The sequence below is a fragment of the Affinundibacterium nitidum genome (assembly GCF_014284155.1).
In the GTDB taxonomy this organism is placed as follows: Bacteria; Pseudomonadota; Gammaproteobacteria; order Burkholderiales; family Burkholderiaceae_D; genus Undibacterium; species Undibacterium nitidum.
Window position 1 is genome coordinate 268,348 of record NZ_JACOFZ010000004.1, and the last position, 26,422, is coordinate 294,769.

At 46.3% G+C, this 26,422-nt stretch carries 22 protein-coding genes; 9 read left to right on the forward strand and 13 right to left on the reverse strand.

From position 1 onward, the window contains the following. Positions 1-122 precede the first annotated feature (122 nt). The gene (locus tag H8K36_RS12815; RefSeq protein WP_329604227.1) at positions 123-545 is read left to right on the forward strand and encodes an energy transducer TonB; all 423 of its coding nucleotides are present in this window, start codon (positions 123-125) and stop codon (positions 543-545) included. Positions 546-624: 79 nt separating this feature from the next. Here the strand turns inward: H8K36_RS12815 and H8K36_RS12820 are convergent, their stop codons facing one another. From H8K36_RS12820 to H8K36_RS12835, 4 genes are all read right to left on the reverse strand, one after another. Beyond that, positions 625-1,098, reverse strand: a complete 474-nt coding sequence (locus tag H8K36_RS12820; RefSeq protein ID WP_186916870.1) for an Mpo1 family 2-hydroxy fatty acid dioxygenase — start codon at positions 1,096-1,098, stop codon at positions 625-627. 101 nt (positions 1,099-1,199) lie between these two features. Then, positions 1,200-2,495, reverse strand: a complete 1,296-nt coding sequence (locus H8K36_RS12825; RefSeq protein ID WP_186916871.1) for a cyanophycinase — start codon at positions 2,493-2,495, stop codon at positions 1,200-1,202. A 316-nt stretch (positions 2,496-2,811) separates the two neighbouring features. After that, positions 2,812-5,514, reverse strand: a complete 2,703-nt coding sequence (locus tag H8K36_RS12830) for a TonB-dependent receptor plug domain-containing protein (RefSeq protein ID WP_186916872.1) — start codon at positions 5,512-5,514, stop codon at positions 2,812-2,814. A gap of 122 nt (positions 5,515-5,636) precedes the next feature. Then, the gene (locus tag H8K36_RS12835; RefSeq protein ID WP_186916873.1) at positions 5,637-6,614 is read right to left on the reverse strand and encodes a MurR/RpiR family transcriptional regulator; all 978 of its coding nucleotides are present in this window, start codon (positions 6,612-6,614) and stop codon (positions 5,637-5,639) included. A gap of 380 nt (positions 6,615-6,994) precedes the next feature. Here H8K36_RS12835 and H8K36_RS12840 point away from each other — a divergent pair, with 380 nt between their 5' ends. Both H8K36_RS12840 and H8K36_RS12845 read left to right on the forward strand, forming a co-directional pair. Continuing rightward, entirely contained in the window at positions 6,995-8,122 is a 1,128-nt protein-coding gene (locus tag H8K36_RS12840; RefSeq protein WP_186916874.1) for a succinylglutamate desuccinylase/aspartoacylase family protein, read from the forward strand. A gap of 25 nt (positions 8,123-8,147) precedes the next feature. After that, a complete protein-coding gene (locus tag H8K36_RS12845; protein WP_186916875.1) occupies positions 8,148-9,539 on the forward strand; it encodes a YfcC family protein in 1,392 nt (463 codons plus the stop codon). Positions 9,540-9,624: 85 nt separating this feature from the next. Here the strand turns inward: H8K36_RS12845 and H8K36_RS12850 are convergent, their stop codons facing one another. The 7 genes from H8K36_RS12850 to H8K36_RS12880 form a co-directional block, all read right to left on the reverse strand. After that, entirely contained in the window at positions 9,625-10,158 is a 534-nt protein-coding gene (locus H8K36_RS12850; protein WP_186916876.1) for a lipocalin family protein, read from the reverse strand. Between the two features lie 259 nt (positions 10,159-10,417). Beyond that, positions 10,418-11,242 carry a peptidylprolyl isomerase gene (locus H8K36_RS12855; protein ID WP_230404611.1) on the reverse strand — a complete coding sequence of 275 codons (825 nt, stop codon included), beginning with the start codon at positions 11,240-11,242 and terminating at the stop codon, positions 10,418-10,420. A gap of 134 nt (positions 11,243-11,376) precedes the next feature. Beyond that, positions 11,377-12,204 (reverse strand): substrate-binding periplasmic protein, encoded by an 828-nt coding sequence (locus H8K36_RS12860; protein ID WP_186916877.1) that lies wholly within the window; start codon positions 12,202-12,204, stop codon positions 11,377-11,379. 158 nt (positions 12,205-12,362) lie between these two features. Then, on the reverse strand, positions 12,363-13,673 hold the full coding sequence (moeA, locus tag H8K36_RS12865; protein ID WP_186916878.1) for a molybdopterin molybdotransferase MoeA: 1,311 nt from the start codon (positions 13,671-13,673) through the stop codon (positions 12,363-12,365). A 9-nt stretch (positions 13,674-13,682) separates the two neighbouring features. Continuing rightward, a complete protein-coding gene (gene mobA, locus H8K36_RS12870) occupies positions 13,683-14,300 on the reverse strand; it encodes a molybdenum cofactor guanylyltransferase MobA (RefSeq protein ID WP_186916879.1) in 618 nt (205 codons plus the stop codon). A gap of 22 nt (positions 14,301-14,322) precedes the next feature. Further along, positions 14,323-15,435, reverse strand: a complete 1,113-nt coding sequence (moaA, locus tag H8K36_RS12875) for a GTP 3',8-cyclase MoaA (protein WP_329604230.1) — start codon at positions 15,433-15,435, stop codon at positions 14,323-14,325. Between the two features lie 229 nt (positions 15,436-15,664). Next, positions 15,665-18,640 carry a ribonuclease E/G gene (locus tag H8K36_RS12880; protein WP_186916881.1) on the reverse strand — a complete coding sequence of 992 codons (2,976 nt, stop codon included), beginning with the start codon at positions 18,638-18,640 and terminating at the stop codon, positions 15,665-15,667. A gap of 711 nt (positions 18,641-19,351) precedes the next feature. On the opposite strand from H8K36_RS12880, the gene H8K36_RS12885 reads away from it, so the two are divergent. The 6 genes from H8K36_RS12885 (at position 19,352) to ccoS (ending at position 24,687) form a co-directional block, all read left to right on the forward strand. Continuing rightward, positions 19,352-20,326 carry an RluA family pseudouridine synthase gene (locus H8K36_RS12885; RefSeq protein ID WP_230404614.1) on the forward strand — a complete coding sequence of 325 codons (975 nt, stop codon included), beginning with the start codon at positions 19,352-19,354 and terminating at the stop codon, positions 20,324-20,326. Between the two features lie 100 nt (positions 20,327-20,426). Continuing rightward, a complete protein-coding gene (locus H8K36_RS12890; RefSeq protein WP_186916883.1) occupies positions 20,427-21,086 on the forward strand; it encodes an HAD-IA family hydrolase in 660 nt (219 codons plus the stop codon). Between the two features lie 59 nt (positions 21,087-21,145). Beyond that, positions 21,146-21,517, forward strand: a complete 372-nt coding sequence (locus tag H8K36_RS12895) for a Rieske (2Fe-2S) protein (protein ID WP_186916884.1) — start codon at positions 21,146-21,148, stop codon at positions 21,515-21,517. Between the two features lie 484 nt (positions 21,518-22,001). Continuing rightward, positions 22,002-22,250: a heavy metal translocating P-type ATPase metal-binding domain-containing protein gene (locus tag H8K36_RS19720; RefSeq protein WP_370587145.1), complete on the forward strand. Its 249-nt coding sequence runs from the start codon at positions 22,002-22,004 to the stop codon at positions 22,248-22,250. Next, positions 22,243-24,540, forward strand: coding sequence for a heavy metal translocating P-type ATPase (locus tag H8K36_RS12905; protein WP_186916886.1), 2,298 nt, complete (start codon positions 22,243-22,245; stop codon positions 24,538-24,540). The genes H8K36_RS19720 and H8K36_RS12905 overlap by 8 nt, the downstream gene beginning before the upstream one ends. A gap of 3 nt (positions 24,541-24,543) precedes the next feature. Continuing rightward, the gene (gene ccoS / locus H8K36_RS12910; RefSeq protein ID WP_186916887.1) at positions 24,544-24,687 is read left to right on the forward strand and encodes a cbb3-type cytochrome oxidase assembly protein CcoS; all 144 of its coding nucleotides are present in this window, start codon (positions 24,544-24,546) and stop codon (positions 24,685-24,687) included. Positions 24,688-24,697: 10 nt separating this feature from the next. Here the strand turns inward: ccoS and mnmH are convergent, their stop codons facing one another. Both mnmH and H8K36_RS12920 read right to left on the reverse strand, forming a co-directional pair. Further along, positions 24,698-25,762: a tRNA 2-selenouridine(34) synthase MnmH gene (gene mnmH / locus H8K36_RS12915; protein ID WP_186916888.1), complete on the reverse strand. Its 1,065-nt coding sequence runs from the start codon at positions 25,760-25,762 to the stop codon at positions 24,698-24,700. Then, the gene (locus tag H8K36_RS12920; protein WP_186916889.1) at positions 25,759-26,415 is read right to left on the reverse strand and encodes an arylesterase; all 657 of its coding nucleotides are present in this window, start codon (positions 26,413-26,415) and stop codon (positions 25,759-25,761) included. Before H8K36_RS12920 ends, mnmH begins: the two co-directional genes overlap by 4 nt. Positions 26,416-26,422 lie beyond the last annotated feature (7 nt).

The window sequence follows — 26,422 nt, forward strand, 5'->3', positions numbered from 1 at the left end:
TGGGATTGGATTTGACAGCCGGTAGCTTACAAAAAGCTGCCGGCTTTTTTCGTGTTTAGTTTGAAAACATGAATGACGTCTTGGAGAAAAAGTGCTGAAAATTTGCGCAAAACTATTGCCACGTGGAAAAATTTAACTTAGAATGCGTACTTTCCGCATGGAAATTGTTTCTTGTGGGCATTTGTTCAACTTTTTCCTTTAATAGTGATATGAAAAAATTTTTGTTAGCGTTGAGTTTATTGAGTGCAGTAGGCGTAGCAAATGCCGCAGAGGTAGCGCCAGTAGTTGAAAAGCAAACATGTGAAAAAGCCGTTTATCCAAAATCGGCATTAATGAATGAAGAAACTGGCACGGTCATGTTGTCTGTTTTGGTTGGCCCAGACGGCAGCGTTGTGGATTCCAAAGTAGATCAATCCAGTGGTTCTAAAACGTTGGATAAAGCAGCAGTTAAAATCTATTCTTCTTGCAAATTTAAGCCATCCTTGAAAGATGGTAAGCCACAACAAGCTTGGGCAAAATTAGAGCATATCTGGAGCCTTTCCTAATTGTAGGTTCAGCTTCCAGTAATAAAAAAACCGCAGACTTGATCTGCGGTTTTTTATTGGAGAGTCGCTTTTTGGTGATTCAATAACGAATATTGAGTCTGCGATACAAAAAACTCAGTACAAACAATGGTCCTATCAAGAGATAGCGTAGGTCTTCGAAGAAAGAGGGTTTTTTGCCTTCGATTTTATGGCCAATGAATTGGAAAATCCACGCCACTATAAATACGGCACCTGCACTTGGTAGCACATAAGCAGGCGGAATACTCTGCAGAATCGCGAGCATGATGCTGGCCATGACGGCCATGCCAATGGCGAAAGTAAATGAGAGCGTAAAGTAATAAATTAAAGCGAGCAGGGCTCCGCCTAAGGCTGCCCAAGGGTGTATTGCCCAAATCAGTCCGAGTACTGTCCACATAATGGTTGGTACGCAAATAAAATGGATTTTTTCATTAGTGGGATTGCGATGGCTCTCGGCATAGTGATTCAAGAGCCGATCGACTTCGCGTTCGCTAGTTGTCGAATTGATATTGCTAGAGTCTTGTACGGTAGTCATGCTGTCTCCTAATTCTATTTTTGTAGAAACAGCTTACGACAATTTGGCCAACTCAGAAAGTCTAGTTGTGCAGTTTAGAGTCGATCTACCAACGACCTGGGCTATTTAACCTCTTGATATAAAGGTTTTTTCATTTTTATCGGACGGACATCGAGTCGTATTCCCGAAACGGTAAAGTTATCCATCCCAGATTGGCTACTGTAGTAGCCCAGGCTTTCCGGTGTTTTCTGGAAATGGAATTCGAAGCCCAGAGAATTGCTATTACTTCGCGCATCAAAAGCTAAGCCTTTAAGTGAGCGAGCGGGGCTCTCGATTAGATTGCTGATTAACTCCACAACAGCCGTATTCGCTAAGATATCACTGTACATACGCGGTTGCTGATCAGCTTCTTCACTTTGGGTTGTCTTGATCAACTCTTTGTCTGCCGATGGTGTGATTGCTTTAGTAATTAAATCAAGTTTGTCGCCATGACTGAGATAACTAATGCGTGCGTTCTGAAGTTGAAAACCGGTTTTCGTTGATTTCTTTTGTTGCTGATTTAAGTCTAATACGATCACGCCTTTGTAGCCAACGACTTCCAGATTGCGCTGCTGGAAAATGAACATCGCCGTATTTTCATCGACCCCTAGACCGAGGGGGATCTGTTGGCTTTGCATGACGGGCAGCATACGGGCAAAACGTCCGCGAATGATGAGATGTTGATCAACAAAAATATGTGGCCCGATAAAACCTAAACCTTGATCGATTTCACGGCCAACGTGAATCTCATTTTGCAAGGTATGCAAAACCGATTTTGCGTTTGAAAACATAGTCTCACTCATGATTGCTGCTCCAGCACTGGTGCCAGCGATCAGCCCCCCACGGCGATATAGATCCCAAATGGCTTCCAGCAATGGTGTCCGTGTTCCGTCTTCATCAAATAAGACCTTAGTGATTCTGCTTTGATCTCCGCCGGAAAAATACACAGCGCTAGTATTCTTTAACTGGTCTAGCCACTGTGTATCGCGGTTGACCTTGGTATAAGTCGGCTTACCATCTTTGTCTAGATACTTGATCGATAATGGCAGTAGGTAGGCATCGGCACCATATTGCTTGAGTATCTTAACCAAATTCTGGCCAGTGCGATCTGGATTGGCTGAGGCCGCAGGAATAATTGCAATTTTTGCCCCTTGGCCACCTGCTTCCTGCACAATTCTTTGCCATACCACACTGTTGTCGTAACGAAGTGCTCCGCCAATGATCGCCAAGCTTCCTTTTACCTGCATGCCGGTTTCAGCCCTCGCATTCATGCTGACGCCGAGCATAAGCAAACAAATAATGAGAGACGAAAACATATGCGGGAAACCTGCCAGCATTGGCAAGCCTACGGATACACGAAATTGAGAGGAAGACGACATGGCGATACTCGATGGAGAAAGTGGATCGGTCTAAACGTGTAAAAATGAGATCAAAAAAAAGGGTAGCACACATTCGATGCTACCCTCAATGCGGGAGAAATACCGCACAAGAAAACAAAGTGAAACCAAAGTCTGCATTCGCGCTTACAAGGTAAAACCGGAGGAAAGGTGGTGTCATCCTCAAAACGCTTATGCCGACTACAACGGTGCTACAAAAATTACTCTTTAATGCTCGTTCTTGAAGTGCCGGATCGTCGTTGGACTGACCCGGCAAACTTCTATACTGATTTCAAGGATGTGAATCTATGCCCCTCGATTATTTGAAGGCATAGTTCAAACGAACGTAGAAAGCACGTCCACGTGGATCTACATACGTTGAGTCAAAGCCAGCGAAGTAAGTCAAAGTTTGGTTCGAGAATGGTGGCTTAGTGTTCGCCAAATTCAAGATGCCGCCGCTGATTTTGATGTCTTTAAAGCCGTAGTATGCTGCTTGCAAATCCCACAGGCTGTATGACGCTACCGTTGGACGTTTACCATTCGGATCAAGTTGTTGATCTTCGTGGTGCAATTGGAAGGTATTCGCCAAAGTGAAGCCCCATGTGCCAATATCCCAATCTGCGCTCAAGCGATGACGCCATTTTGGTGTCACGTATTCGAAGCCCCATTTGCCGAGGTTATCAAATACTTTTGAGCCTTCAGCAAATTGCTGTTCACTCTTCGTCATCAAGGTACCGGCCAAACGTGTAGTGACTTTGCCATAGCCTTCAAACTTAGTACGGTAGGCGAGGTTGATGTCGATACCGCTCTTCGTCTCTTTACCTTGGTTCTGTGCTGTCAAAGCCCAGTTAACAATATAACCGTCGCTGTCACGTGTGATGAAGTTCTCGACGTAAGCTGGGTCTGTATCGATCAAAGTTTCTGGTGCAAACTTGATGACGTCAGTCTTACGTACGCTCCAGAAATCGACGCCCGCAGAGAAAGCTGTTGCTGGTTCCCACACGAAACCGAAGGAGAATTGTTTAGACTTCTCTGGCTTCAGGTTTGGATTACCTGCTTCAGTAGTTGGGATTTGATCGCTAAAGCATTGAGAATCGTACTTTGTACAGCCGATCGTATCGAAGTACAAACCACCGGTTGAAGTTTCCACTTTAGATGGATCCAAATCCTTCATTGTTGGCGCACGGAAGCCTGTGCCGAAAGATGCTCGGAACAATACTTCTTTAGTTGGCTGATAGCGCAGTGCAACTTTTGGATTAGTGGAGCTGCCAATGTTGCCGCCGTAAGAATCGTGACGCAAAGCCAGTTGTGAGCTCAATTCTTTTGTCAACGGAACTTCGAACTCGGCAAAAATCGCCTTCACATCACGTGATTCAGACACGCGGCGGGATTTAGAAGTGGAGTAAATCGTGCCGGACAAAATTTCATCGGAAGAATTGTCTTCCAATTTTTCGCGACGGAACTCGATACCTGTTGCCATGCCAACTGGACCCGCATCTGTCTGTGCGATTTCACGAGTAAAGCGTGCGTCAAAGATATCGCTAGTTGACTTACCTTTACGACCATCGATGTTTCGTTCAGCACCGTCTAACAATGCTTGACCTTCAGCAGATTGTGCACCGAATGGATTGATTTTACCTGTGCGGAAAGCAGCCAACAGCTTGACGCGATCGTAGTAACCGTTAGTCAAGGTTTGTGTGTTGTCAGAGACGGAGTGCGCAAAAGCTGTGTTGTAGTCCCAACCTGCGATCGTACCTTCGCTACCTAACAAGAGACGAGATTGATTTGACTCTTGACCATTAGTACGTGCGCCACCAGGAACCATACGCATACGAACGTTGAAGGCTTTGCCATCGGTCGGTACTTTGACGCCAGCGGAGTTGACATAAAACGCTGGATAGAATGGACCACCAGCAGGGTAGGTCCAAGCGCTGCTGCTTGTGCCGTTATTGCCGTTGACGCCAGTTGGTGATAAGCGATATTTAGCGTCATTTTTTGATGCGGTGAATTCTGCGAAAATCGTATGATCTGCATCGATCGCGAAAGTTGCGCGGCTGATTAAGTTTGTTTTCGCTGACTCTGGATAGATGTCAGCTGCTGCTTGATAGTCAAAGCGGCAGGCGCCATTGATATTGATACTTGCTGGTGGAGCGCAATCTGGCGCACTTGGGTTACCCAAATACTTTTTGCCAGAAACAGAATACATACCAGCTGGGAAAGTATTGGCTGATGTAAAGTTGTCTGGATAGCCGCGCGCTTCTAATGGACGCCAAGCGCTGACAGCGAAATCACGTTGTGCTGTGCGCAGTTGATCGTTTTTCTTGTGTTGTAAGCTAGCGAAGAAATTGTAGCCATCACTAGTCAAGTTACCGAAACCTGCTAGCAAGCTGACCGTTTTGTCGCCACCGCCGCCTTCGTCTGTGCGCATGCCACCAAGACTTGCTTCGAAACCAGTGAAGTCTTTGCGCGTGATAAAGTTGATGACACCACCAACTGCATCTGCACCGTACACCGCGGATGCGCCATCTTTCAATACTTCAACACGATCAATGGCAGACAATGGAATGGAGTTCAGATCCGTACCTTCGCCACCGAAAGCAAATGCAGCCATACGGCGACCATTCAACAATACCAAGGTGGAAGAAACACCGAGGCCGCGCAAGTTTGCACCAGACAAACCACTGGAACCTGGTTTGTCACTGATACTTGCTGATTCTTGTGTGTAACCACTGTTTGCGCTCAATGTGTTCAGTAATTGCTCAGCGGTGGTAGCGCCGGTCTTAGCGATTTCAATGCGGCTGATAACTTGCACTGGAAGCGCCGTTTCGGCGTTGATACGCTTGATTGAAGAACCCGTGATTTCAATTTTTTGCACAGCAGGTTCAGCAGCTTTGTCTTGTGCGTAAGCCGCATTTGCAGAAATACTCAGCATTGCCATCACGCCCAGTGCGGACCATGTTGCTGATGTGATTTTCTTCGGCACAGATGGGAAGCGCTGTGTGCCTGGTTTGTAATTACTCATCTTTATTGACTCCTCAGGTTTAAAATAATGCTGCAAAAATTTTGCGAAAAAGAGATCCCGTTCAAGCACTTTTTAAAGCGCTTGTTCTTAAAAAACTATGATTGGGTGAGGGTTCTAAGGACTTACTTTTTCGGCTTGCGACTTTCCAGTTGCGAGGTTCTTGAGGTGTTATCGTTATTGTGTAAATAGCCTGAGAGCGCTTCAGTCAAACGGATCGCTTTCTCGACATTTTTCTTGTTCGACACCATGATGCTACTCACAAGGGACTCAATCACAGCAATCGCTGCAGTTGAACTACTTGGAAGAACAGCATGAGTGCTTGGTGCTAATAATAAATAATCGCCCAACTGCGCCAATGGCGAAGCGGCTGAATCGGTGATGGCGACGATGCAAGTGGAATGGTGGCGAGCAAATTGCGTCAAACGGATCACATCCAATGCATAACGTGGAAATGAAATTACGACTAATACATCCTTATCGGTAATATTAGCCAAGTTACCTGCAGCGACTTCAGTACCACCGTAACCAACGACCTCCACCACGCGGTTGCAGTAAGGTTGCAAGTGCAATGCCAGCATCCCAGCAATATGAGCACTTAGACCGAAACCCATGATGTATACCGTGCCAGCTTTGCACAATCGGCTCACGACTTGTTGCATTTGATCTTCTTCAAGACCGTTGCTAGCAGCGTTGATGTTGGCGGTTGCAGATTGCAGACTGGCATGGCTAGGTGATGAGCTCGGTTTCTTGCCCTCGATCGTATTGCGTAGTTTTTCTACAGGTGAAAATATAGCTTGTACAGTTTCAGCAATCTTGTTTTTCAATGCTGCGTAGTTAGAAAAGCCTAGGTCGCGCGCAAAACGGCTGATGGTGGCTGTTGAGACGTCGCATTGTTCAGCCATGTCTTCAATACCTAATGCTGTGACTTTTACTTGATTACGCAACAAATAGTCAGCAATTCTTTTGTAGGAAGCTGAGCCATCTTGCAGTTGCGCCAGCAAAGCATTGCCGAGACTGGATTTGGCAAACACCAAATCAGGTGAGCTGCTGCCGCTGCTCAATTCGGAACCTACTTCACCGGATGTCGTATTTTTTTTCATTGGATTTTAATTTGAAAAAAATTTGTAAAAAGTCGATGGTTGAACTTTAGAACGAAACAAAATAAATTTCAATAGTTATTGTCAGATTTTTTTCATAAAGATAGAATGTGTAAAAAATCAGACATAAAGTTTTTCATTTAATAAGACCACATTGATTCAAAAAGTGGGTGTTGGTTGTGGTGTCGTCGTGAATTTGCCTTATTTATCAAGATTTTGTGCTTAGTCTTAAGCTAAACACCGAATAGAATGGTACGAGTGGCACGAACACAAACCAATGATGTGGCAGCGGGGCGCCTAAGGAGCCTCACCAAGAAAAGAACAGAGCTAAGATGAATTGGCTCGAAAGCGCTCCAACCAATTAGATTAAGAGAGTATGACGTATGCGTAGCGAAATCCATGTTTTGTCGAGTAGAAGTGCGGGTAGTCGAAAAGAACTCACAAGCCTTCATTTTGGTTTAAATCAAAATCGCAAAAAGGTTTATATACAGTCCTCATTACATGCAGACGAAATTCCAGGCATGTTGGTCAGCTTCTACCTCAAGCAAAGGCTAGAAAAATTAGAGTCACAAGGGGCGATCGAAGGCACGGTGGTGTTGGTTCCCGTGGCGAACCCGATTGGGCTGAGCCAAGACATTCAAGGTACTGCGTTTGGTCGCTTTGATTTGGCGAGCGGCCTCAACTTCAACCGTGGATACCAACATTTGACACCAGAGATTCTCAACAGAATTGGTGAACAGTTGAGCCTCGATGTTGAATTCAATCGCCAACTGATCCGTCGCACTGCAGCCGAAATTCTCGACGAACTTCAGACAATTGATGAAACCGCTCATTTGAAAAAGACCCTGCAACGTTTAGCGATCGATGCGGACATCGTGCTTGACCTACATTGCGACAATCAAGCAGTCATGCATTTGTACACGGGTGCTCCTCTGGCAGAACGCGGATTACCACTCGCAGCGTTTCTGCAGGCCCACGCGTTATTAGTTTCGAAACTACCCGGCGACGATCCGTTTGATGATTCTTGTTCGCGCCATTGGTGGGAGCTACAAGACCATTTTGGTGAAACGAAGACGATTCCCCTCGCTTGCCAGTCATTGACTGTTGAACTCAGAGGTGAAACTGATGTTAGCCATGAGACCGCCAAGCAAGATGCCGACGCCATCATCGCTTACTTACAACACGAAGGACATATTCAGACAGATCCAAACAAGCGTTTCGTTACGCCACCTGCGATCTGTGTCGCCACTCCACTCGAGGGCGTAGAACCTATTGTTGCCCCGTATGGTGGGATTGTGGTGTTCACGAAAGAGCTCGGCAGTATGGTTCAAGCTGGAGATAGTATTGCGGATTTAATTGATCCTATTAGTGGTCAACTAACGCCTTTGCGAGCGAGTGTATCTGGCGTCCTCTTTGCGCGAGTGGCACGACGCTATGTTCATGCTGGAGCGCGTATTGCCAAAATTGCCGGCCAGGTCGCCTATCGGACAGGCAATTTACTTTCTGCATAGTCAGAACACATAACAGGAGACGACTATGTTTAAGAAAATTAGAATGCCCAATACCTTTGTGTTGCTGTTTAGTTTGATGGCCTTGATCGCATTAGCCACTTGGTTTGTACCTGGTGGTAAGTACGCAACCCAGATCATCAATGGCAAAACGGTGGTTGATCCCGCTTCATTTCAAATTGTGGCGAGCCATCCGCAAGGTTTTGTTGATTTGATGATGTCGCCAATTAAAGGGTTTGTTGAGGCGGCGCAGATTATTGGTTTCGTGTTGATTGTTGGTGGAGCTTTTGCCGTATTGCAGAAGACAGAAGCGATCGACTCGATGATTAAAGCTGTCGCCAAAGCGCACACGCATTCCCGAGTAGTTCGGGCCATGATCATTCCAGTCTTTGTGACTTTATTTTCATTAGGTGGCGCTAGTTTTGGTATGGCCGAGGAAGCGATACCATTTGTCATGATTTTTATTCCGTTAGCGCTAGCTTTAGGTTATGACTCCATTACCGGCGTCGCGATTCCGTTTGTTGGCTCGCAAGTCGGATTTGCAGCAGCATTTTTGAATCCCTTTAACGTCGGTATTGCGCAGGGAATTGCAGGCGTGCCCGTTTTTTCCGGAATCGGCTTTCGCATTGTCGTGTGGGCGCTAGCGACTACGTTGACGATCGCATTTCTGATGTGGTACGCGGCGCGTATTAAGGCGCAGCCGCAGCTGAGTCCAACTTATGCATTGGATCAGGAAAAACGTCAACAACTAGGAAGTGACGGGTTAGCCGATTTTCAAGGGATGACCGGCACCCACAAAGCAGTTCTGTTCATGTTTGTGGGCACGCTAGCCGTAATGGTGATCGGAGTTGTGAAGTATGAGTGGTTTGTAAATGAAATTGCTGCCTTATTCTTGGTGATGGCGATTTCAGTTGGTGTTGTCGGACGATTGAACGCAGATCGCTTTGTTGAAGCTTTCATGCACGGGGCAAAAGATTTGATCACGACCGCAATGGTGATAGCTTTAGCTCGTGCGACAATGATCTTAGCGCGTGATGCACAGATCATTGACACTATGCTGTATCACCTAATGCCTTTGGTGCAGTCAGAAAACTCCGTATTTGCAGCGCATAAAATGTTTGTGATCCAGTCTGTCATCAATTTCTTTATTCATTCTGGAAGCGGCCAAGCCGCCTTGACTATGCCGATCATGGCGCCTTTGGCTGACCTTGTTGGTGTCTCTCGGCAAACAGCAGTATTGGCTTTTCAGTTTGGTGAATTTACTACACCAATGATTCCTACCTCAGGAATTACTGTCGGTGTCCTTGCCTTGGCACGAATTCCTTGGGCAACTTGGGCGAAATGGATGATCCCATTGCAGCTGATTTACTTTGTGCTGGCGCTCATCATGTTGGCCGTGGCTTGTCAAATTACTTGGTGAAAGAAAAAGCCCTGTGTTGATGAATTCGCACAGGGCTTTTTGTTGATTGAAACCGATCGTAAAACGGATCGTGAAATGGATTAGCTTATTCTATGCTATTGATTTGCGGGCTTTGCTTAAAGTCACTAATTTTGTAACCAAGTTTTTCCGCCGTCTTCATTGCTTGTTGCCATTGTTCTGGTTCAAGTTTCATATTGCGTGACAAGACCCACCCGTATTTTCGTGATGGCTCTCCGACCAAAACCCATTGGTAGTTGGGGTCTAAATCGAGAATCCAATAGTTGCCGTAGAAGGGGCGAAAAAAACTCACACGTAATTTTGCGTTATTGCTGCCGTCAACAATTTTCGCAATACCTTCTGCAGTTTCAATTTTTCCGTCTTGTTTGCGGCAACGGTTTATCACTCGAATGGCGCCCTCGTCCTTCCGATATTCGGCACGTGTATCTGCTACACACATCGATTGAAATCGATTGGGAATGACGGCGATCTCGTACCATTTTCCGAGATAGCGCTCCACATCGACTTTATCCACCGTCGGCATTGCCGCGTAATCTTCATTGCATGCGGACAGCAGTGAAACACCAAGCAGAGTAGCGATTACAGAAATTTTTTTGAGCATATTGGGCATCGTATGTTGGATATCAGGTAATTTGATTTCGCAGCATCAGCAAAACGATTGAAGTGCGAGGCTCATAATTTATCACAAGCTGTAGTTTGCGTTTGAGATACGGCAATTACTCATCAATTGACGCCAAAATTCTTCTTAGTAATAAAAAAAGGCTGACCTGAGGCCAGCCTAAAGAGGGAGAAACACAATTTGAAGTCAAACTTCAAGGTATTCCAAGAGAGACAATGCTCTCAAATCAACAGAGTCAGTTTTACTGTGTCTGTATCATGGAATTAATTACAACGGCAGTGTTGGGTACATCGGTGAGCCCGCCTCGAGTGCTTGTGGGTACAGCCTTAATTTTGTCGACAACATCCAGACCTGATACCACTTTACCAAACACAGCGTAGCCTCCCGCATTCGTATCGAGGGTGAGGTTATCGACAACGTTGATGAAAAATTGCGAGGTTGCGGAATCTGCTGCAGCGGTTCTCGCCATTGCTATCGATCCGCGTAAATTGCTTAGACCATTGTTGGCCTCTAGTTTGATCGGTGCCTGTGTTGTCGCTTGATTTAAGTCTGCAGTAAAACCACCACCTTGAATGACGAAGTTACTGATGACACGATGGAAGATCTTATTCACGTAAAAGCCAGATTCCGTGTAATTCAAGAAGTTGTCAACGGTAATAGGAGCTGCCGCTGGATTGAGTTCAATAACGACTGTACCAAGCGAGGTCGTCATGCTTACTTGTGGTTGCTTTGTAAGCGGAATTGTCAAATTATTTGCATAGAGAGAGTTTCCACCTGCATCGGTAATCACCAATGCTTGAGTGCCAACCCCGATTATTTTGCAGCTAAATGATTTTTGACTTGCAGTGCCGCCAGCTAATTCGCTTATCTTCAAGCATGCCTTGTTTGACATGTTGAAGCCAGCATTAAGGTTTTCGCCTTTTACGGTAATAACAGTGGTTTTGCGATACACAAGTTGGTCGGTGCTGACGCTAGTAATTTTAGCCTTATTGATTGGTTGGGAAAGGTCTCCGCCACAGGCAGTCAATACAGATGCAGCAAATAAGGTAAGAAAAACAGATTTCAAAATGCACTCCGGTGAAACGTTTGAAGAAGACCAGAGTATATGGAGAGATAGAGAAATAAAAAATTGCTTTACTGTCAGAACTTTGTCGAAATTTGTACGACTTTGTTACAGGGAAAATGGCTTTTCAAGAATGGTTATTTCTTTGACTGCTTAGCTTTTTGAAGTCTAGACTCCGCAGCATAATACTTATCGAGTGAAACGCTGATCTGTTGAATTAATCGGTCGTTTTGACCTTTGAGTTGCGCGAAACGAATTCCGTCTTTGAGAACTGGTTTTGGTAAAACACTAAAACGCGGCTTTATACCAGATGTATCCTGCTCATCAATTTTAATGGTGTTAACTTGGCGTTCAACATCAATCGCATCCGTAAATGGGCTTGCTATGATCATGGCGTCGACGCGATGAGTCAGAACTTTTTGCAGTCGAGGGCCATAGGCATCGATATCATCATCGGTCTTGAATAAAGTATTTTTTTGTGCATCAAATTCGCCACCATATTTTGAGCCGCGTACGACGCCTATCGTTTTTCCTCTAAGGTCGAGAAGCTTGGAATAGTCAAACTTTTTGTCGGTGCGAGTGACGAGCCAAAGATAGTTGTAGACGGCTGGTTCTGAGAAAGTGAAAATCTGTTCACGTTCCGCTGTAATACTAAGACCAAAAATTAATCCGCCATCAGTACTTGCGATCTTTACTGCGCGATTCCATGGATACATCTGTAAATCGAATTTGATATGAAGATCTTTCTCAATGAACTCAAAAATCTTAGTGAACCGCTCTGGCATCGGTACAAATTCACCTTTTTCGTTTTTATTTTCACCAAAGAGAAGTGGCACCCTTGTTTGTGCATGCACGACATTAGAGATGTTCAGAATGATCAATAGCAGGCAGGCGGCCATCCATTGCAAAGGAAAAAATAGCGTTTTGCTGTGAAAGAAATCGCGGACGGGGGCGAACGATAGCATGGGAAGCCAGATGATATAGGTGATGGATTAAAAAGATTTCCGTATTGCAATTATACGGAATATTCCGGTGTTAGGCTTGCCCGTCAACAAGCCTGCGATCATATGACTTGTCTCGATTGCAATAAACTCGTGGTTGTAGATGTTTTTGCCACAATGCCTTATCTGAGCAGTCCATCGAAGAGATGAATCTTCACCCATGTCCCTGCAGCGACATCCGCTTGTTCATCCGGCAGAACGATCATGCAATTCGCCTCAGCCATCGATCGTAGTACACCAGAGCCTTGTGATCCCGTCACTTGAACTTGTAATTGACCATCGTCGTCGATGTTTGCAATCCCACGTTGGTATTCAGTTCGACCTTGGCGTTTACGTATGGCACGCAAACTTCGCGCGGGGACAAGGAGTAAAGTTTGGGCCTGAGCACTTTGCATGTGAAGCAAAGCATCGCGTACGAAATACAGAAAACTTACCATGACAGCGACAGGGTTACCCGGAAGACCAAATAAATAGGCTGACTTTTCGTGATGGGAAATTCTACCGAAAGCCATAGGTCTACCAGGGCGCATACCGATGGTCCAGAATGCGACTTCTCCCATTCTTGCCATGACTTCTTTGGTATAGTCTGCTGCGCCAACAGATACTCCACCGGAAGTGATCACAGCATCGGCCGCCTGACATGCTTGCCTTAATGTCGTTTCTAGTGCGTCGGGATGGTCGGGCGCAACGCCGAGATCAATCATCTCAATGCCAAGGTTCTTGAGCAGTGCAAAAACAGTGTAACGATTGCTATCGTAAATGCTTCCCTCTGTCAGTGCCTCACCGAGCGAGCGAACCTCATCACCCGTGGAAAAGTAGGCGACGCGAAGGCGTCGATAGACTGAGACCTTAGCGATCCCGAGGGATGCAATCAGCCCAAGTTCCGCTGCACCCAATCGCTTGCCCTTGCAAATGGCAATTTGTCCTGAAACTAAATCCTCGCCAGCGAATCGACGATTATCCCCTAGGCGGAGTTTGCTACCATCGAAACTGATTTCTTGCTGTGATTTGATATCGATCGCAGAGCATGTTGTCATCTCTTGTGGAACCACTGTATCGCATCCCGTTGGCATGACAGCGCCAGTCATGATCTTTACACATTCACCGAGATTGACGTGGCCATGAAAAGGGCGACCAGCAAAAGATTCGCCAATGATCGTGAGTTTTAGCGGAGTGCTTACTTTGAGTTGTTCGCTATTAAAAGCAAAACCGTCCATCGCTGAATTATCATGCGGTGGCACGTTGAAGGGGGAGATGATGTCCTCTGCCAGTACGCGCCCCAATGAATCAAAGATACCTACATTGTCGACTTCGGTGATCGGGGTAATAAACTTTTCAATGATGTTTTTCGTATCTTGAACCGAGAGCGTTGGCGCGCGAAATTGTTCGTGTTGGTCAAGAATTGTGCTCAAACTTGGATGAAAGGATTGCATAGCAAAAGCTTAGGGTTGAATAGATGGTGAATAGAAATTGAGTTCCGCCCGAGTATTGATATTTCGAAATTCTTGATGGTCTTCGAATTTCACTTCGCTCACGCGAAGTTGGCCGAGCCAGTCACTGATTTTTCTGCCCCCATGCTCTAGAAAATCGCGCAAGTGATGATGAAGATCACGCTCGACAAGACAAAAAACAGGCTGCAGCTGTTTAAGCAATTGCCCTTGAACGAGTTCTTCAGTGAAGGGGACTGCGATTTGTGTACCTTGCTTGACCATAGTGGTCGCGAGTTTGTTGGCCAAGTCAATGGGTAAAAATGGTGAGTCACAGGGAGCACTCAAAAGATATTTTGTCTGGCAATGCTGCAGCCCACTTTCAAGTCCTGCGAGCGGTCCAGCATAATTGGCGATGCTGTCAGGGAAAACCGCCAACTCGAACTCACGATAACGCTCTAAGTCTTGATTGGCATTGATGATCAAGTTGCCGACCTGCGGCTTCAATCTCGCGATAACATGCTCGACCATGGTTTTGCCCTGCATGGTTTGTAGACCTTTGTTGACGTGCCCCATGCGCATGCCGCGGCCACCAGCGAGAATTAGTCCTGTAATTTCTGTGCGATGAATCATAATTTTCTAAGGTACTTCTCGCTCAACCACCAATGTATGACATCTCGATTTTCTTCCGATGTGAGGCTCGACGTTCTATATCGCGCAGTTCTGAATAACGATCCCCTCGGTCTTCCCAAATACCACGAATGATATTGGCTACTATCTCATCCGCGTTCACTGTGTTTGCTGTTGATCGCAGATGCTCGCGCAAATCATGGCCTTCGCTAGCGAATAAGCAGGTGTAGAGCATACCTTGGGTTGACAGGCGGGCGCGATTGCAGTCGCGACAGAAGGCGTGGCTGACACTAGAGATGAAACCTAGTTCGGCACTACCATCTTGATGTTGAAAGCGCTGAGCTGTTTCACCTAGCTGTTGAGCGGGTAAGGGCACTAGAGGAAATCCAGCGGCATCAAGAAGCGTAATAATGTCATCAGTGCGCATTACATCGTGTGCCTGCCAAGCGTTGGAGTCGCCAACGTCCATAAATTCGATGAATCTTAAAGTATGCCCTGTATTTTTGAAGTACTTGACCATGGGAATAATCTCGTGGTCATTGACTCCTCTTTTGACCACCATGTTGATTTTAATCTGATCAAATCCGGCATTGCTCGCAGCTTGTATGCCATCTAGGACATCGCCGACCGGAAAATCTACATCATTCATGCTCTTGAATATGGGGTCATCTAAAGCATCGAGCGACACAGTGAGACGCTTGAGCCCAGCTGCGCGCAACGCCGACGCCTTCTTGCGTAGCAGCGAGCCATTTGTCGTCAGCGTTAGGTCAAGCGCATGACCTTCTGGCGTGCGAATATCCGCCAACATTGCTATCAAGTCTTCAATATTTTTGCGAAGCAAAGGCTCTCCGCCCGTGAGGCGAATTTTTCTAACTCCATGCAGAACAAAAATTTTTGCAAGGCGTGTAATTTCTTCGAAGCTAAGTAGCTCGTTCTGTGAGAGATAAGGGTAATCTTTGGTGAAAATTTCTTTGGGCATGCAGTATGTGCAGCGAAAATTGCACCGATCAGTGACTGATATCCGAAGGTCGTGCAGAGAACGATTGAATCGATCACTTAAATTGCCGGCACTTGGTAAAAGCTGAGCGGGAACAGGCCAGTGCTTAATGCCATCACTGTGCAACTTCGCACTTGGCATCACTTTAATTGGAATAAACTTTTCTGACATGCGGTTTCAATAATCGAACAAAACGTATAGTCGACACAATAGCATGCTTGTGCTTAAACTGTTTACCTCACCTTGACTCGGGTCAAGCCCCGAGAGGAAATGCAATTCTAGAACGAAAAAAAACCTGATCAATGGATGATCAGGTTTTTTTCAAACGCAAATTAGTTTCTCCCACGGCACAGGCCGTGGAGATATAGCATTAACGTTTGGTTTCTACCAATACAAGGGGCTCGCTTGAGACCGGTGCTGCAGGTTTGCGTTCACGTACTACGCGTGGTGTAGCTGCGATTTGCGTTGTTGCTTCTTGTGCTGCTTTGAGTTTGCTAGGGTCTGTGCTGGCCAAAACGAGGCCAGCTTTTGCTAACACATCGCTAAGATCCTCAACAACTGGCGCTGTAACTACTGCTGCTGGCGCAGTCACCGTTACTGATGGAGTAACTGTCGATGAGGCGGCGACTTCTTCAGTTTTTTCGATAACTGCCTCGGGTGTTTGAACCGCTTCTGCAGTAGCTACCAAGACAGGTGATGCAACAGCTTCACTTAAAAGATCTGCTTGTACAGGTGCTGTCGGTTCTTCTGCTGCAATGATAGGCGCAGCAGAAACTTCGGGCGCGGCAACTTCGACTGGCGCTGCAGCTACAGGTGTTTCTACCTGCTGAATAACTGCAGGAGGTTCAGCGCTCGCAACTGGTGTCGTCGCTACAGCATCTGTCGCAACTTGCGTTGTGCCGACCATTGTTGCTGCGACTTCCACTGGCGCGGCTTGTTCTGCTGCTGGAGCGCTGGCTTGCGGTGCTAAATCGAGACTAGATTGAACTGGTTTCGCATCAGCGTTTTCGGCTACAGGTGCCGTGTTGTTGAGTAAATCAACTACGGGAATAAACGCTGGTGCCGCTTCAACTGCGACTTCACCATTGTTTTCTGTCGTTACCGCTGCCTCGCCGTTCTCTGCTGCATGACGATCGCGGCGGTTGCGGTTGCGACCACCACGGCGGCGGCGGCGACCTTCTTCCGCCTGTGGCTCATTGCCTTCGACTTCTGGTGAAGCATTTACGTTTTCAGCACTTTCTGGTGCCTTCACTTTGGCATTCGTTGGTGCTGCACTCACAATCGCTGCATTTTGGTTAATGTCTTCAGGTTTTACTTCTGCAGTATTTTCCTTGCGACCATCACGCTGACGTTGTTGGCGTTCACGACGTGGCTCTTGCGCGTCTTTTTCTTCGCGTGGAGGACGTTGCTGCTTACCCTGGCGTTGCTGTTGGTTGGACTCAGCCGTAGGTGCTTTTGCCTCTTTTTCAGGGCGATTGCCGTTGTTATTGGCACTGCGCTCTTCGCGTTCGCCTTCTGCGCCATTCGCATTGCGACCATTGCGGCCGTTACGTCCACGATTGCGTTGACGATTGCGATCACCCTTGTCTCGACCAAGTTTAGGTTTTTCTTCAACAGCCGGTGCTGGAGCGGCTGCACTGCCAAACAGGGAGCTAAAGAACTTCGAAATACCGGCAAACAAACCACCTGTTTCTTTCGGCGCTTCAACAACTGGCGCTGGTTTGCGTTCGACGATAGGCGCTGTGTCTGGCGTAATGCTCTTCACCACAGCTTCTTGACGTGGCTTAACATCGTCTTTTTGACGCTTGTTGTAGCCAATATCGGTATCAGCTTGTTCTGCCATTGCATAGCTGACATGTGCTTCTTCCAAACGAGGATCATCATGTTTCAAACGATCGAGTTTGTAATGCGGCGTTTCCAAATGTTTGTTCGGAATCAGAATAGCAGTAACACGATGACGTGTTTCGATTTTCAAGATCTCGCCACGCTTTTCGTTCAACAAGAAGGCTGCGACATCGACTGGCACTTGAACGTGGATCGCTGCTGAATTTTCTTTCATCGCTTCTTCTTGGATAATACGCAAGACTTGCAATGCAGATGATTCTGTATCACGGATATGGCCCGTGCCATTACAACGTGGGCAGGTCACATGACTGCCTTCAGACAGGGAAGGGCGCAAGCGTTGGCGTGACAATTCCATCAAGCCAAAGCGAGAAATCTTACCCATTTGAACACGAGCACGGTCGAAACGCAGGGCGTCTTTCAATCGTGTTTCGACTTCGCGTTGGTTCTTGGCGTTTTCCATGTCGATAAAATCGATCACGATCAAACCGCCCAAATCGCGCAGACGCAATTGGCGTGCGACTTCTTCTGCTGCTTCGCAGTTGGTATTAAACGCCGTTGTTTCGATATCGCCGCCGCGTGTCGCACGAGCGGAGTTTACGTCAACGGATACTAATGCTTCAGTGTGATCGATAACGATTGCGCCGCCAGATGGCAACGGTACGGTACGTGAGTACGCCGTTTCGATTTGATGTTCGATTTGGAAGCGAGAGAACAACGGCACGTCATCGCTATAACGCTTTACACGGTGCACCATATCGGGCATCACGTGGCTCATAAACTGTTGAGCTTGTTCGTAAATGTCATCTGTATCGATCAGAATTTCACCGATATCAGGTTGGAAGTAGTCACGAATTGCACGAATCACCAGAGAAGACTCTTGGTAAATTAGGAATGCGCCTTGCGCAGATTTGCCAGCGCCATCAATCGCGCGCCACAATTGCATCAAGTAGTTTAAGTCCCATTGCAACTCATCAACATTGCGGCCGATACCTGCAGTGCGAGCAATCACGGACATGCCAGCTGGCAAGTCGAGTTTGTCCATCGTTTCGCGCAATTCTTGACGATCTTCACCTTCAACACGGCGGGAAACGCCACCACCGCGTGGGTTGTTAGGCATCAAGACTAAGTAACGGCCAGCTAATGAAATGAAAGAAGTGAGTGCCGCACCTTTGTTGCCGCGCTCTTCTTTTTCTACCTGAACGATGATTTCTTGACCTTCGCGCAAAGCATCTTTGATCGATGAATTGCGAACGTCGATACCTTCTTTAAAGTAAGTACGAGCGACTTCTTTAAATGGGAGGAAGCCATGACGTTCTTCGCCGTAGTTGACGAAACAGGCTTCTAAGGAAGGTTCGATCCTGGTGATAACACCTTTATAGATATTGGATTTACGGAGTTCGCGTCCGGTTGTTTCAATATCGATGTCAATCAGCTTTTGCCCATTGACAATGGCTACGCGCAGTTCTTCTTGCTGCGTAGCATTAAACAGCATACGTTTCATATTTTTCTCCATGGCATAAAGCCACTTTTAACCATGATCACCGAAGCGAAGATGGCAGCTCACATTGGATGTATGCGGGAGCGGAGAGTTTGAGGGGGCGGGAAATGCCACTGACACGAAACGAATTAAATATCGCAACAACAAAGTCTCAAGTAAATCAGACCACTGGTGCGAAGCACTCTAATTGTTATTCATGCGCTTGGCGCGGATAGCTTTACCTGACAGTCGAGTGCACATGTCTCCAAGGTTTTTAGATCCACACGGGCGCTATTCGGTAAACAGCGAAATGCGTGGCAAACAAAACTCAGGCGATGAGCAACTTACTAAAACGAAGCAAATTCTACGGTTTAGTGTCGAATCAAACATCACACATTCAATAACGGTGTGTATTCAACAAAATCGACTCGGTATTCCTAAAACTATCAACCGGCAAGCAAACAGATTTGAGTCAACCTGTTTCTCTTGCCAGACTTATCCTTATATTTCAAACTAACTGATCCAAATCGTTTTGTTGAAGCCCGATTGCCACAATTGGTTGCAACCTTGACCTTCAAAACGATGTGCATACACATCTTTTCCATCGAATTTGCAAAATGGCGAGGCCGATAGACACGCCCCTGTGTAGAATAGTCGTCTTTCTTACACATGCTTGAGCGTAAATTCTCAAGCTTTGGTGATTATATATTCAAAATGAAGGACTTAGCGATAAATATGGGGGGATTACTTCAAAAACCATCCAAAACGGAAGATGGGCAAATTTTTGCACAGGTGCAACTCCTTACCATTACTGAAGAAGACGCCGGTCAACGTATTGATAATTTTTTGTTGCGTATTTGCAAGGGAGTGCCAAAAAGTCATATTTATCGGGTTCTGCGCTCCGGTGAAGTGCGCGTGAACAAAGGTCGAATCGACCAACTGTATCGACTCAAGGAAAACGACGTGGTACGCGTACCACCGATTCGAATTGCTGAAAAGGCAACTAGCCATGTGCCTGGTGCGGAATTCGCTATTATTTTTGAAGATAGCCATTTATTGATTATTGATAAGCCAGCGGGTGTTGCAGTACATGGCGGCTCTGGTGTTAGCTTTGGTGTGATTGAACAACTTCGTGCTTCCCGCCCTGACGCAAAGTTTTTGGAGTTGGTCCATCGTTTGGACCGCGAAACTTCAGGTCTATTGTTGTTAGCAAAGAAACGTTCCGCCTTGGTGAATTTGCATGAGCAAATGCGTGATGGGCAAACGGATAAACGCTATTTAACAATGATCGCAGGTGAATGGAAGAATCAACGGCAACATATTAAATTACCTTTGCATAAGTACACGACCGCTGATGGCGAACGTCGTGTGAGGGTGCAAGCGGATGGCATGGAATCCCATACAGTCTTTAGTCTGAAAAAGAAATTTAAAGAATTTGCGTTGCTGGAAGCCGAGTTAAAAACTGGGCGTACACATCAAATTCGAGTTCATTTATCTGCCAGTGGCTTTCCTATCTTAGGCGATGATAAGTACGGTGATTTCGCTTTGAACCGCGAACTACTGAAGGCGAATGACAGTCGGGGAGCATTGAAGCGCATGTTCTTGCATGCTCATCAGATTACGTTTACTCATCCAGAGTCAGGAAAGACGATGACGCTGAATGCGCCTTTACCGAAAGAGTGTGAGAAATTTTTGACGTCTTTGCACTAAAGCAAATTTTTTCCTCCTCAGGTAGAATGTTGGCAACAATTAATCCATGCCTGAGAAGTGCTCAAAAGGTGCAGACCAGCGCGCAACAAAAAGAATAATCATGCCGAAAAAGCGTTTTGATTTTATCGTCTTTGACTGGGACGGAACCTTGATGGATAGCACCGCAACTATTGTGCGTAGTATCCAAGGCGCCGCAAAAGACCTGGGCTTGCCAGTTCCTAAAGATGCCGAGGCAGCCCATGTAATTGGCCTAGGGCTTAATGAAGCAATTTTTCGCGTGTTCCCCAATCTTGATGAAAAACTGTTGCCGCGCATGATAGAACGATATCGCTATCATTACTTTATGCGTGATCACGAATTGCCATTGTTTCCTGGTGTGCGTGAGATGCTAACTGAGTTAACGCACGAAGGCTATTTCTTGGCGGTGGCGACTGGAAAAAGTCGCGTTGGCCTCAATCGCGCGATGAATAGCTCGCAGTTATTGTCGGTGTTCGACGCCACTCGTTGTGCCGATGAAACCTTTTCTAAACCCCATCCCGCGATGTTGCAAGAGCTGACGCGTGAACTTGGTCAAGAAATGCATCGCACATTGATGATTGGTGATACTACCCATGATTTGCAAATGGCAGTCAATGCAGGTGCTGCTGGTCTCGCAGTGGAGTATGGGGCGCACGATGCGCAGATGTTGCAAGAATTAGCTCCGGTGTTTTCTGCCAGAAATGTGCCTGAGTTGCATCAATGGTTAATGGAAAATGCTTAAACGGATCCAACTGTAGTTAGCAAACAAGCGATTGTTAGATCAGATTGAAGGTAGGCGAGATGGATAAGTTTTTTATTTGCGAATCAACAGAGGTTGAGGAGGGTGGGAAAGGTTTCCGCTTCCCTGTGTTGGCGGGCGGTGACGAAGCGACTGGTTTTGTCGTGCGTTACGACGGCGCGGCTCACGCTTATTTGAATCGATGTGCCCATGTGCCAGTCGAACTTGATTGGACACCAGGCGAGTTTTTTGAAGGCAGTGGCTTGTACATTATGTGTGCTACTCATGGCGCGATTTATGTGCCAGAAACAGGGCATTGTACGGGTGGTCCATGTCGTGGTGGGCGCTTGCGTAAAATTGCCTTGACTGAAGAGGATGGTAAGATTTTTTGGACCCCAGACGATTACTTACAAGTCTCTACCAAAACATCTTAGGATGAAGATCTGCATTCGTTTTCTTTAATCTGCAAAACGATTTACATAGTTAAAATTTTCTTTGAACTCCCAATCTTCTCACCTATAGTGAAGACGTAACTGGTTCAAAAGAGGAGGTCACTATACATACAATATTTTTGTATTGCAGACGAATGGAATTTGAGCTCCGGTGTTCAACTTTTACCGGTTATGTGTGAAGTGTCTGTGTAAGTCATTAAGTCAAATTCGATCGAGTGAGCATGCCTCGATATCGAAGCTTCTAATAAGCTTCAAATGCAATAAAAACGATGGTTCATACCATCGTTTTTTCATTTTTGCTCGTCCTTACTTTAAGATCCTCCCGGGGAAATTCCAGCAGGCTTGCACGTTAACTTCATTTTCTCTTGGAAACTTGCGACAAATCAAGCAAATTTCCTCTTACTCATTTATCATCGACCTATTGATCAAGTCGACTATTTGAAGTTGCGAACTTATGTATTTGTCTATGCCCACTCTCGTTGAGTCCCGTTTTGGAAACTTGTGGCGCTCCCTTAGAGGGGAGCGTTGCCAATGTTTTCATTGCGGTGAACAGATGCGCGTGAAGAATGCATTGTCCTTATGTGTGCGAGATGTTTCACAACCTATGTGTTGCCATGGGTGTTTGGCCATTTTACAAACGATTATTCAAAACGATTTGTTAGATGAGTATCTTGCGAATAAGTCGACGGTAAATCCAGTGGTGAATAATGACTGAGGCATTGGCGGCGACAACTTCGGCGGCACATTTGTCTCAGACGGCCTCAAATGAACTTGTCACAGAAAAACTGAGTATCGCTGGTATCCGTTGCGCTGCCTGCGTGCAATTGATCGAGTATAGCGTCGCTCAGTTGCCTGGGGTCGATCGTTTCAAGATCAATCCCCTGACGCAAAAAGCGGATTTGCGCTGGCATCAAGAGCAAATTGATCTTAAACGCGTGATTCAAACTATTGTGCGTTTAGGGTATGCAGCGTTCCCAGCGAATCAATCACTCACTGAGTACCAACAGAAGGCCAAAAAGAAGGCTTTGTGGCGCTTATTCATCGCTGGCTTTGCGATGATGCAGATCATGATGTACGCTTTCCCCAGCTACTTAGTACCAGTTCCGAGTGTTGATGGTGATTTGACGCCTGACCTCGACCGCTTGTTGAAATTGGCGAGCTTGGTGATAAGTCTTCCGGTAATTATGTTTTCTGCGATGCCTTTTTTTGAAGGAGCCCTTCGAGATTTGCGCCATCGACACATTGGCATGGACGTGCCGGTTTCCTTGGGCATTTTGTTGACTTTTTTCGCCAGTGTTTGGGCCACGTTTTTTGGCGGCGCAGTCTATTTCGATTCGGCGATTATGTTTGTGTTTCTGTTATTGGGAGCACGTTTCATCGAAGATATGGTGAAAAGTCGGACTAACGCCGCATTACAAATATTGACTCAACTACCGCGTAGTCTCGTACATAAGATCATCGCTTTCCCCGAAGATAGAAATACGATTCAGGTTGATCCTAGTACCTTGCAGATTGGTGATGTCGTACTGGTTCCTGCTGGTGAGCAAATGCCTTGCGATGGTGTGGTCTTGGACGGACACAGTGAATGTGATGAGGCGTTGATGACGGGCGAGTCTCAACCTGTGTTGAAGCAAGTGAATGATAAGGTAATTGCCGGATCGATTAACCAACACAGTGCTCTGATCGTGCAGGCAGAAAAAGTTGGGCAAGAAACCCAATTGGCTCACTTGATCGGCATGATGGAACACGCCACCTTGGAGAAGCCGCGCTTGGTACAAATCGCCGATAAGCATGCAAGTCGCTTCTTAATCGCGATTATTTTGATCGCAATGACGAGCGGTATTGTCTGGAGTTTTATTGAACCCGATCGTGCATTCTTGATTGCCATTAGTGTGATTGTGGTGACCTGTCCTTGTGCTTTATCTTTGGCGACGCCAGGGGTGATGTCTGCGGCGATAGGCCAAATGGCGAAAGCGGGTATGTTGGTCACCAAAGGTGCTGCGATTGAATCATTAGCGAAGGCAACGCATTTTGTTTTCGATAAAACAGGCACGCTTAGTTATGGTCGCCTTAAAGTTTTGGACGCAATATGGATCCGCGATCAAGTAAAAGGTTTTGATGCAGTGCAAGCATTGGGTTTGAGGATGTCCGGATTATCTTCTCATCCCGTATCAATAGCTGTGCACGATTACTGTGTGGAGCGCTTAAATTCTGCGCAACAAAAAAACGCTTCTTCAATCGATTTGAGTTTGGCCAAAGAGTACCCTGGTCTCGGAGTTGAGGTGCATTTTGATGAGCATTTGCTTCGCTTTGGACGTCTCGAATTCGCTTTGGAATTATCTGGGAGCGCTTGGCCAGTGCCGATGCAGTATTCTGATAAAACAATTTCAGCATTGGCCGATCAGTCTGGATTGATCGCCGTGTTTGTGTTGCAAGATTGTTTGCGTGATGATGCGATTGAGGTCGTTCAAACACTTCAGGGTTCAGGCAAGCAAGTCATGCTCCTATCTGGCGATCGTATCGACGTGGTGCGGGCGAGCGCTGAGGCGTGTGGAATTACGGCGTATTTTGCCGGACTAAAGCCCGATCAAAAATTTGAGATGGTCAAGAATTTGCAAGCTCAAGGGGCGGTAGTGGTGATGGTCGGCGATGGTATGAATGATGGCCCGGCGTTATCGTTAGCAAATGTATCCGTGGCGATGGGACAAGGTGCCCCGATATCGCAATCTCGCAGTGATTGTCTGTTGATGTCGAATCGCTTGTCTGATCTTAGTTTTGCGCTGAAAGTTTCTCAGTTGTCCTATCGCCTAATTCAAGAAAATCTGGCTTGGGCGATGCTCTATAATCTGATTGCGATTCCGGCGGCGGTAGTAGGTTGGTTGGAGCCATGGCATGCCGCCTTAGGAATGTCTTTGAGCTCTTTACTAGTCGTGTTTAATGGACTTCGGGTTTTGCGTTTGCAGCCGGCAGCGATGTTGTTTCAAACAACAGGTGAAGGAAAGTAAAGTATGGATATTTTATATTTATTGGTGCCGCTCAGTATTTTGTTGGTATTTGCAATTGGTGGGGTATTCTGGTGGGCGCTAAACCATCGTCAATTTGATGAGTTGGATCAAGTTGGTCAAAGTATCATTGACGATAAAGATAGTTAAATTCGTGCGCTCAATTTTCGCTTGCAATAAGCGTTTGTGCTAAATGATGAATATCTTCAGGCAGATAGGACGCGAGCGTGAATTGGCTTCGTTGTTCGAATTTACTAAAATTTCGAATAACACCTTTTTGATAGGCTGGGTCATAGTGTTTTTGTAGAAGCAGCTGAACCAAATCTTTCAGATTCCCTTGATCGATTAAATTTACCCACTCCTTAATTGCTTCCTTTCCATACAATTGACTTAAAAAGCCTAGTTGTGTTTTCAACGCTGAATGATCTTCAATAAAGTGTGCGTAATCTTCACATAGAAAATCAATGCGGTGTTGCATGTCTAGTTGAACTTCGATGCAAGATCCTTGACGCAAACAGTCCATCATTGAATCGGGAATTCGCAGATTCCCCACTTTTTTGCTCTCAGCTTCGACGTACACAGGAAGTTGTGGATCGAATGATTTGAGCTTAGACCAGATCAACGTTTCAAAATGCTTTTGGCTTGGTTGATCTTGAAGAGGAAGATTGCCAAGTACGGAGCCACGGTGTTGTGCGAACTGTTCAAGGTCTAATACTTGGCTCCCTTGCTTCTCTAGAGCTAGAAGTAAACGACTCTTGCAGCTTCCCGTTGAGCCACAAATGACTTTCCACTCTAAACTAGAGACTATCTTCGGCAAGTCTTGATTGACGTAGCGGCGATACTCCTTATAGCCGCCTTCGAGTTGGTACGCTGGCCACCCTATCTTCGCAAAAATGTGGGCCATGGAACCACTGCGATTTCCACCTCGCCAGCAATAGATCAAGGGGCGCCAGTTTTTAGGCATCTCGAGAAAATGTGACTCAAGGTGTATTGCAATATTTTTGGCTACAAGCGCGGCACCTATCTTCTTCGCTTCAAAAGCACCGACTTGTTTATAGCAAGTCCCAATGCGAATGCGTTCTTCGTTGTCGAGCACGGGGCAGTTAATTGCGCCAGGAATATGGTCCTCAGCAAATTCTGCCGGGCTGCGTGCATCAATAATGCAATCGAAAGAGTCGAGTTCGTTTAATACTTGTTCGAAGTTGATGGGGGCAGGGTGCTTCATTTTTTTAGCATTTTTTCGAGCGGACCCCAAACATTATCTAGCATTTGTGGGTGTGCTTCGGCCTTTAAATGAATGCGATCTGCTTGAAATAACTCCGCTTTTTCGGCCACGCCTTCTAGGAAAAACGGCACCAGAGCGACCTTCATTTCCTTAGCTAGTTTTCCATAGAGACCAAAAAATTGATCGCTATAGGTTTTGCCGTAATTAGGTGGGATCTTCATAGCAACTAGGAGTGGTTGTGCTTTACTCGCCTTAACCGCAGCGATCATCGCTCGGAAATTCGCTTCAGAGGCTTTGAGATCAAATCCTCGCAGGGCATCATTGCCACCGAGCTCGATAATCACGATGTGTGGCTTTTGTTTATTTAACAGTTCGGGCAGACGGCTCAGGCCTCCACTGCTGGTTTCACCACTAATACTTGCATTAAACACGGTGAACCCCATCTTCTTCTCTGCGAGCCGCTTTTCAAGTAGTGCAACCCAGCCGCTGCCGCGAGTTAGTCCATATTCCGCAGACAAGCTATCGCCAAGCACGAGAATAGTTTTTGGTGCAGAATGTGCAGCTTGAACATTAAACAGCATACCCAGCAATAAAATACTGGAAAGTAGGCTTTTAAAAAGCCCGACCGACGTACGAGATATTTTTGCGAACATAGTCACG

Coding starts and splice junctions, on each gene's coding strand:
- H8K36_RS12820 (WP_186916870.1), bottom strand. CDS start 1,098: ATGACTACCGTACAAGACTCTAGCAATATCAATTCGACAACTAGCGAA.
- H8K36_RS12825 (WP_186916871.1), bottom strand. CDS start 2,495: ATGTCGTCTTCCTCTCAATTTCGTGTATCCGTAGGCTTGCCAATGCTG.
- H8K36_RS12830 (WP_186916872.1), bottom strand. CDS start 5,514: ATGAGTAATTACAAACCAGGCACACAGCGCTTCCCATCTGTGCCGAAG.
- H8K36_RS12835 (WP_186916873.1), bottom strand. CDS start 6,614: ATGAAAAAAAATACGACATCCGGTGAAGTAGGTTCCGAATTGAGCAGC.
- H8K36_RS12840 (WP_186916874.1), top strand. CDS start 6,995: ATGCGTAGCGAAATCCATGTTTTGTCGAGTAGAAGTGCGGGTAGTCGA.
- H8K36_RS12845 (WP_186916875.1), top strand. CDS start 8,148: ATGTTTAAGAAAATTAGAATGCCCAATACCTTTGTGTTGCTGTTTAGT.
- H8K36_RS12850 (WP_186916876.1), bottom strand. CDS start 10,158: ATGCTCAAAAAAATTTCTGTAATCGCTACTCTGCTTGGTGTTTCACTG.
- H8K36_RS12860 (WP_186916877.1), bottom strand. CDS start 12,204: ATGCTATCGTTCGCCCCCGTCCGCGATTTCTTTCACAGCAAAACGCTA.
- moeA (WP_186916878.1), bottom strand. CDS start 13,673: ATGCAATCCTTTCATCCAAGTTTGAGCACAATTCTTGACCAACACGAA.
- mobA (WP_186916879.1), bottom strand. CDS start 14,300: ATGATTCATCGCACAGAAATTACAGGACTAATTCTCGCTGGTGGCCGC.
- moaA (WP_329604230.1), bottom strand. CDS start 15,435: ATGCCAAGTGCGAAGTTGCACAGTGATGGCATTAAGCACTGGCCTGTT.
- H8K36_RS12880 (WP_186916881.1), bottom strand. CDS start 18,640: ATGAAACGTATGCTGTTTAATGCTACGCAGCAAGAAGAACTGCGCGTA.
- H8K36_RS12885 (WP_230404614.1), top strand. CDS start 19,352: ATGGGGGGATTACTTCAAAAACCATCCAAAACGGAAGATGGGCAAATT.
- H8K36_RS12890 (WP_186916883.1), top strand. CDS start 20,427: ATGCCGAAAAAGCGTTTTGATTTTATCGTCTTTGACTGGGACGGAACC.
- H8K36_RS12895 (WP_186916884.1), top strand. CDS start 21,146: ATGGATAAGTTTTTTATTTGCGAATCAACAGAGGTTGAGGAGGGTGGG.
- H8K36_RS19720 (WP_370587145.1), top strand. CDS start 22,002: ATGCCCACTCTCGTTGAGTCCCGTTTTGGAAACTTGTGGCGCTCCCTT.
- H8K36_RS12905 (WP_186916886.1), top strand. CDS start 22,243: ATGACTGAGGCATTGGCGGCGACAACTTCGGCGGCACATTTGTCTCAG.
- ccoS (WP_186916887.1), top strand. CDS start 24,544: ATGGATATTTTATATTTATTGGTGCCGCTCAGTATTTTGTTGGTATTT.
- mnmH (WP_186916888.1), bottom strand. CDS start 25,762: ATGAAGCACCCTGCCCCCATCAACTTCGAACAAGTATTAAACGAACTC.
- H8K36_RS12920 (WP_186916889.1), bottom strand. CDS start 26,415: ATGTTCGCAAAAATATCTCGTACGTCGGTCGGGCTTTTTAAAAGCCTA.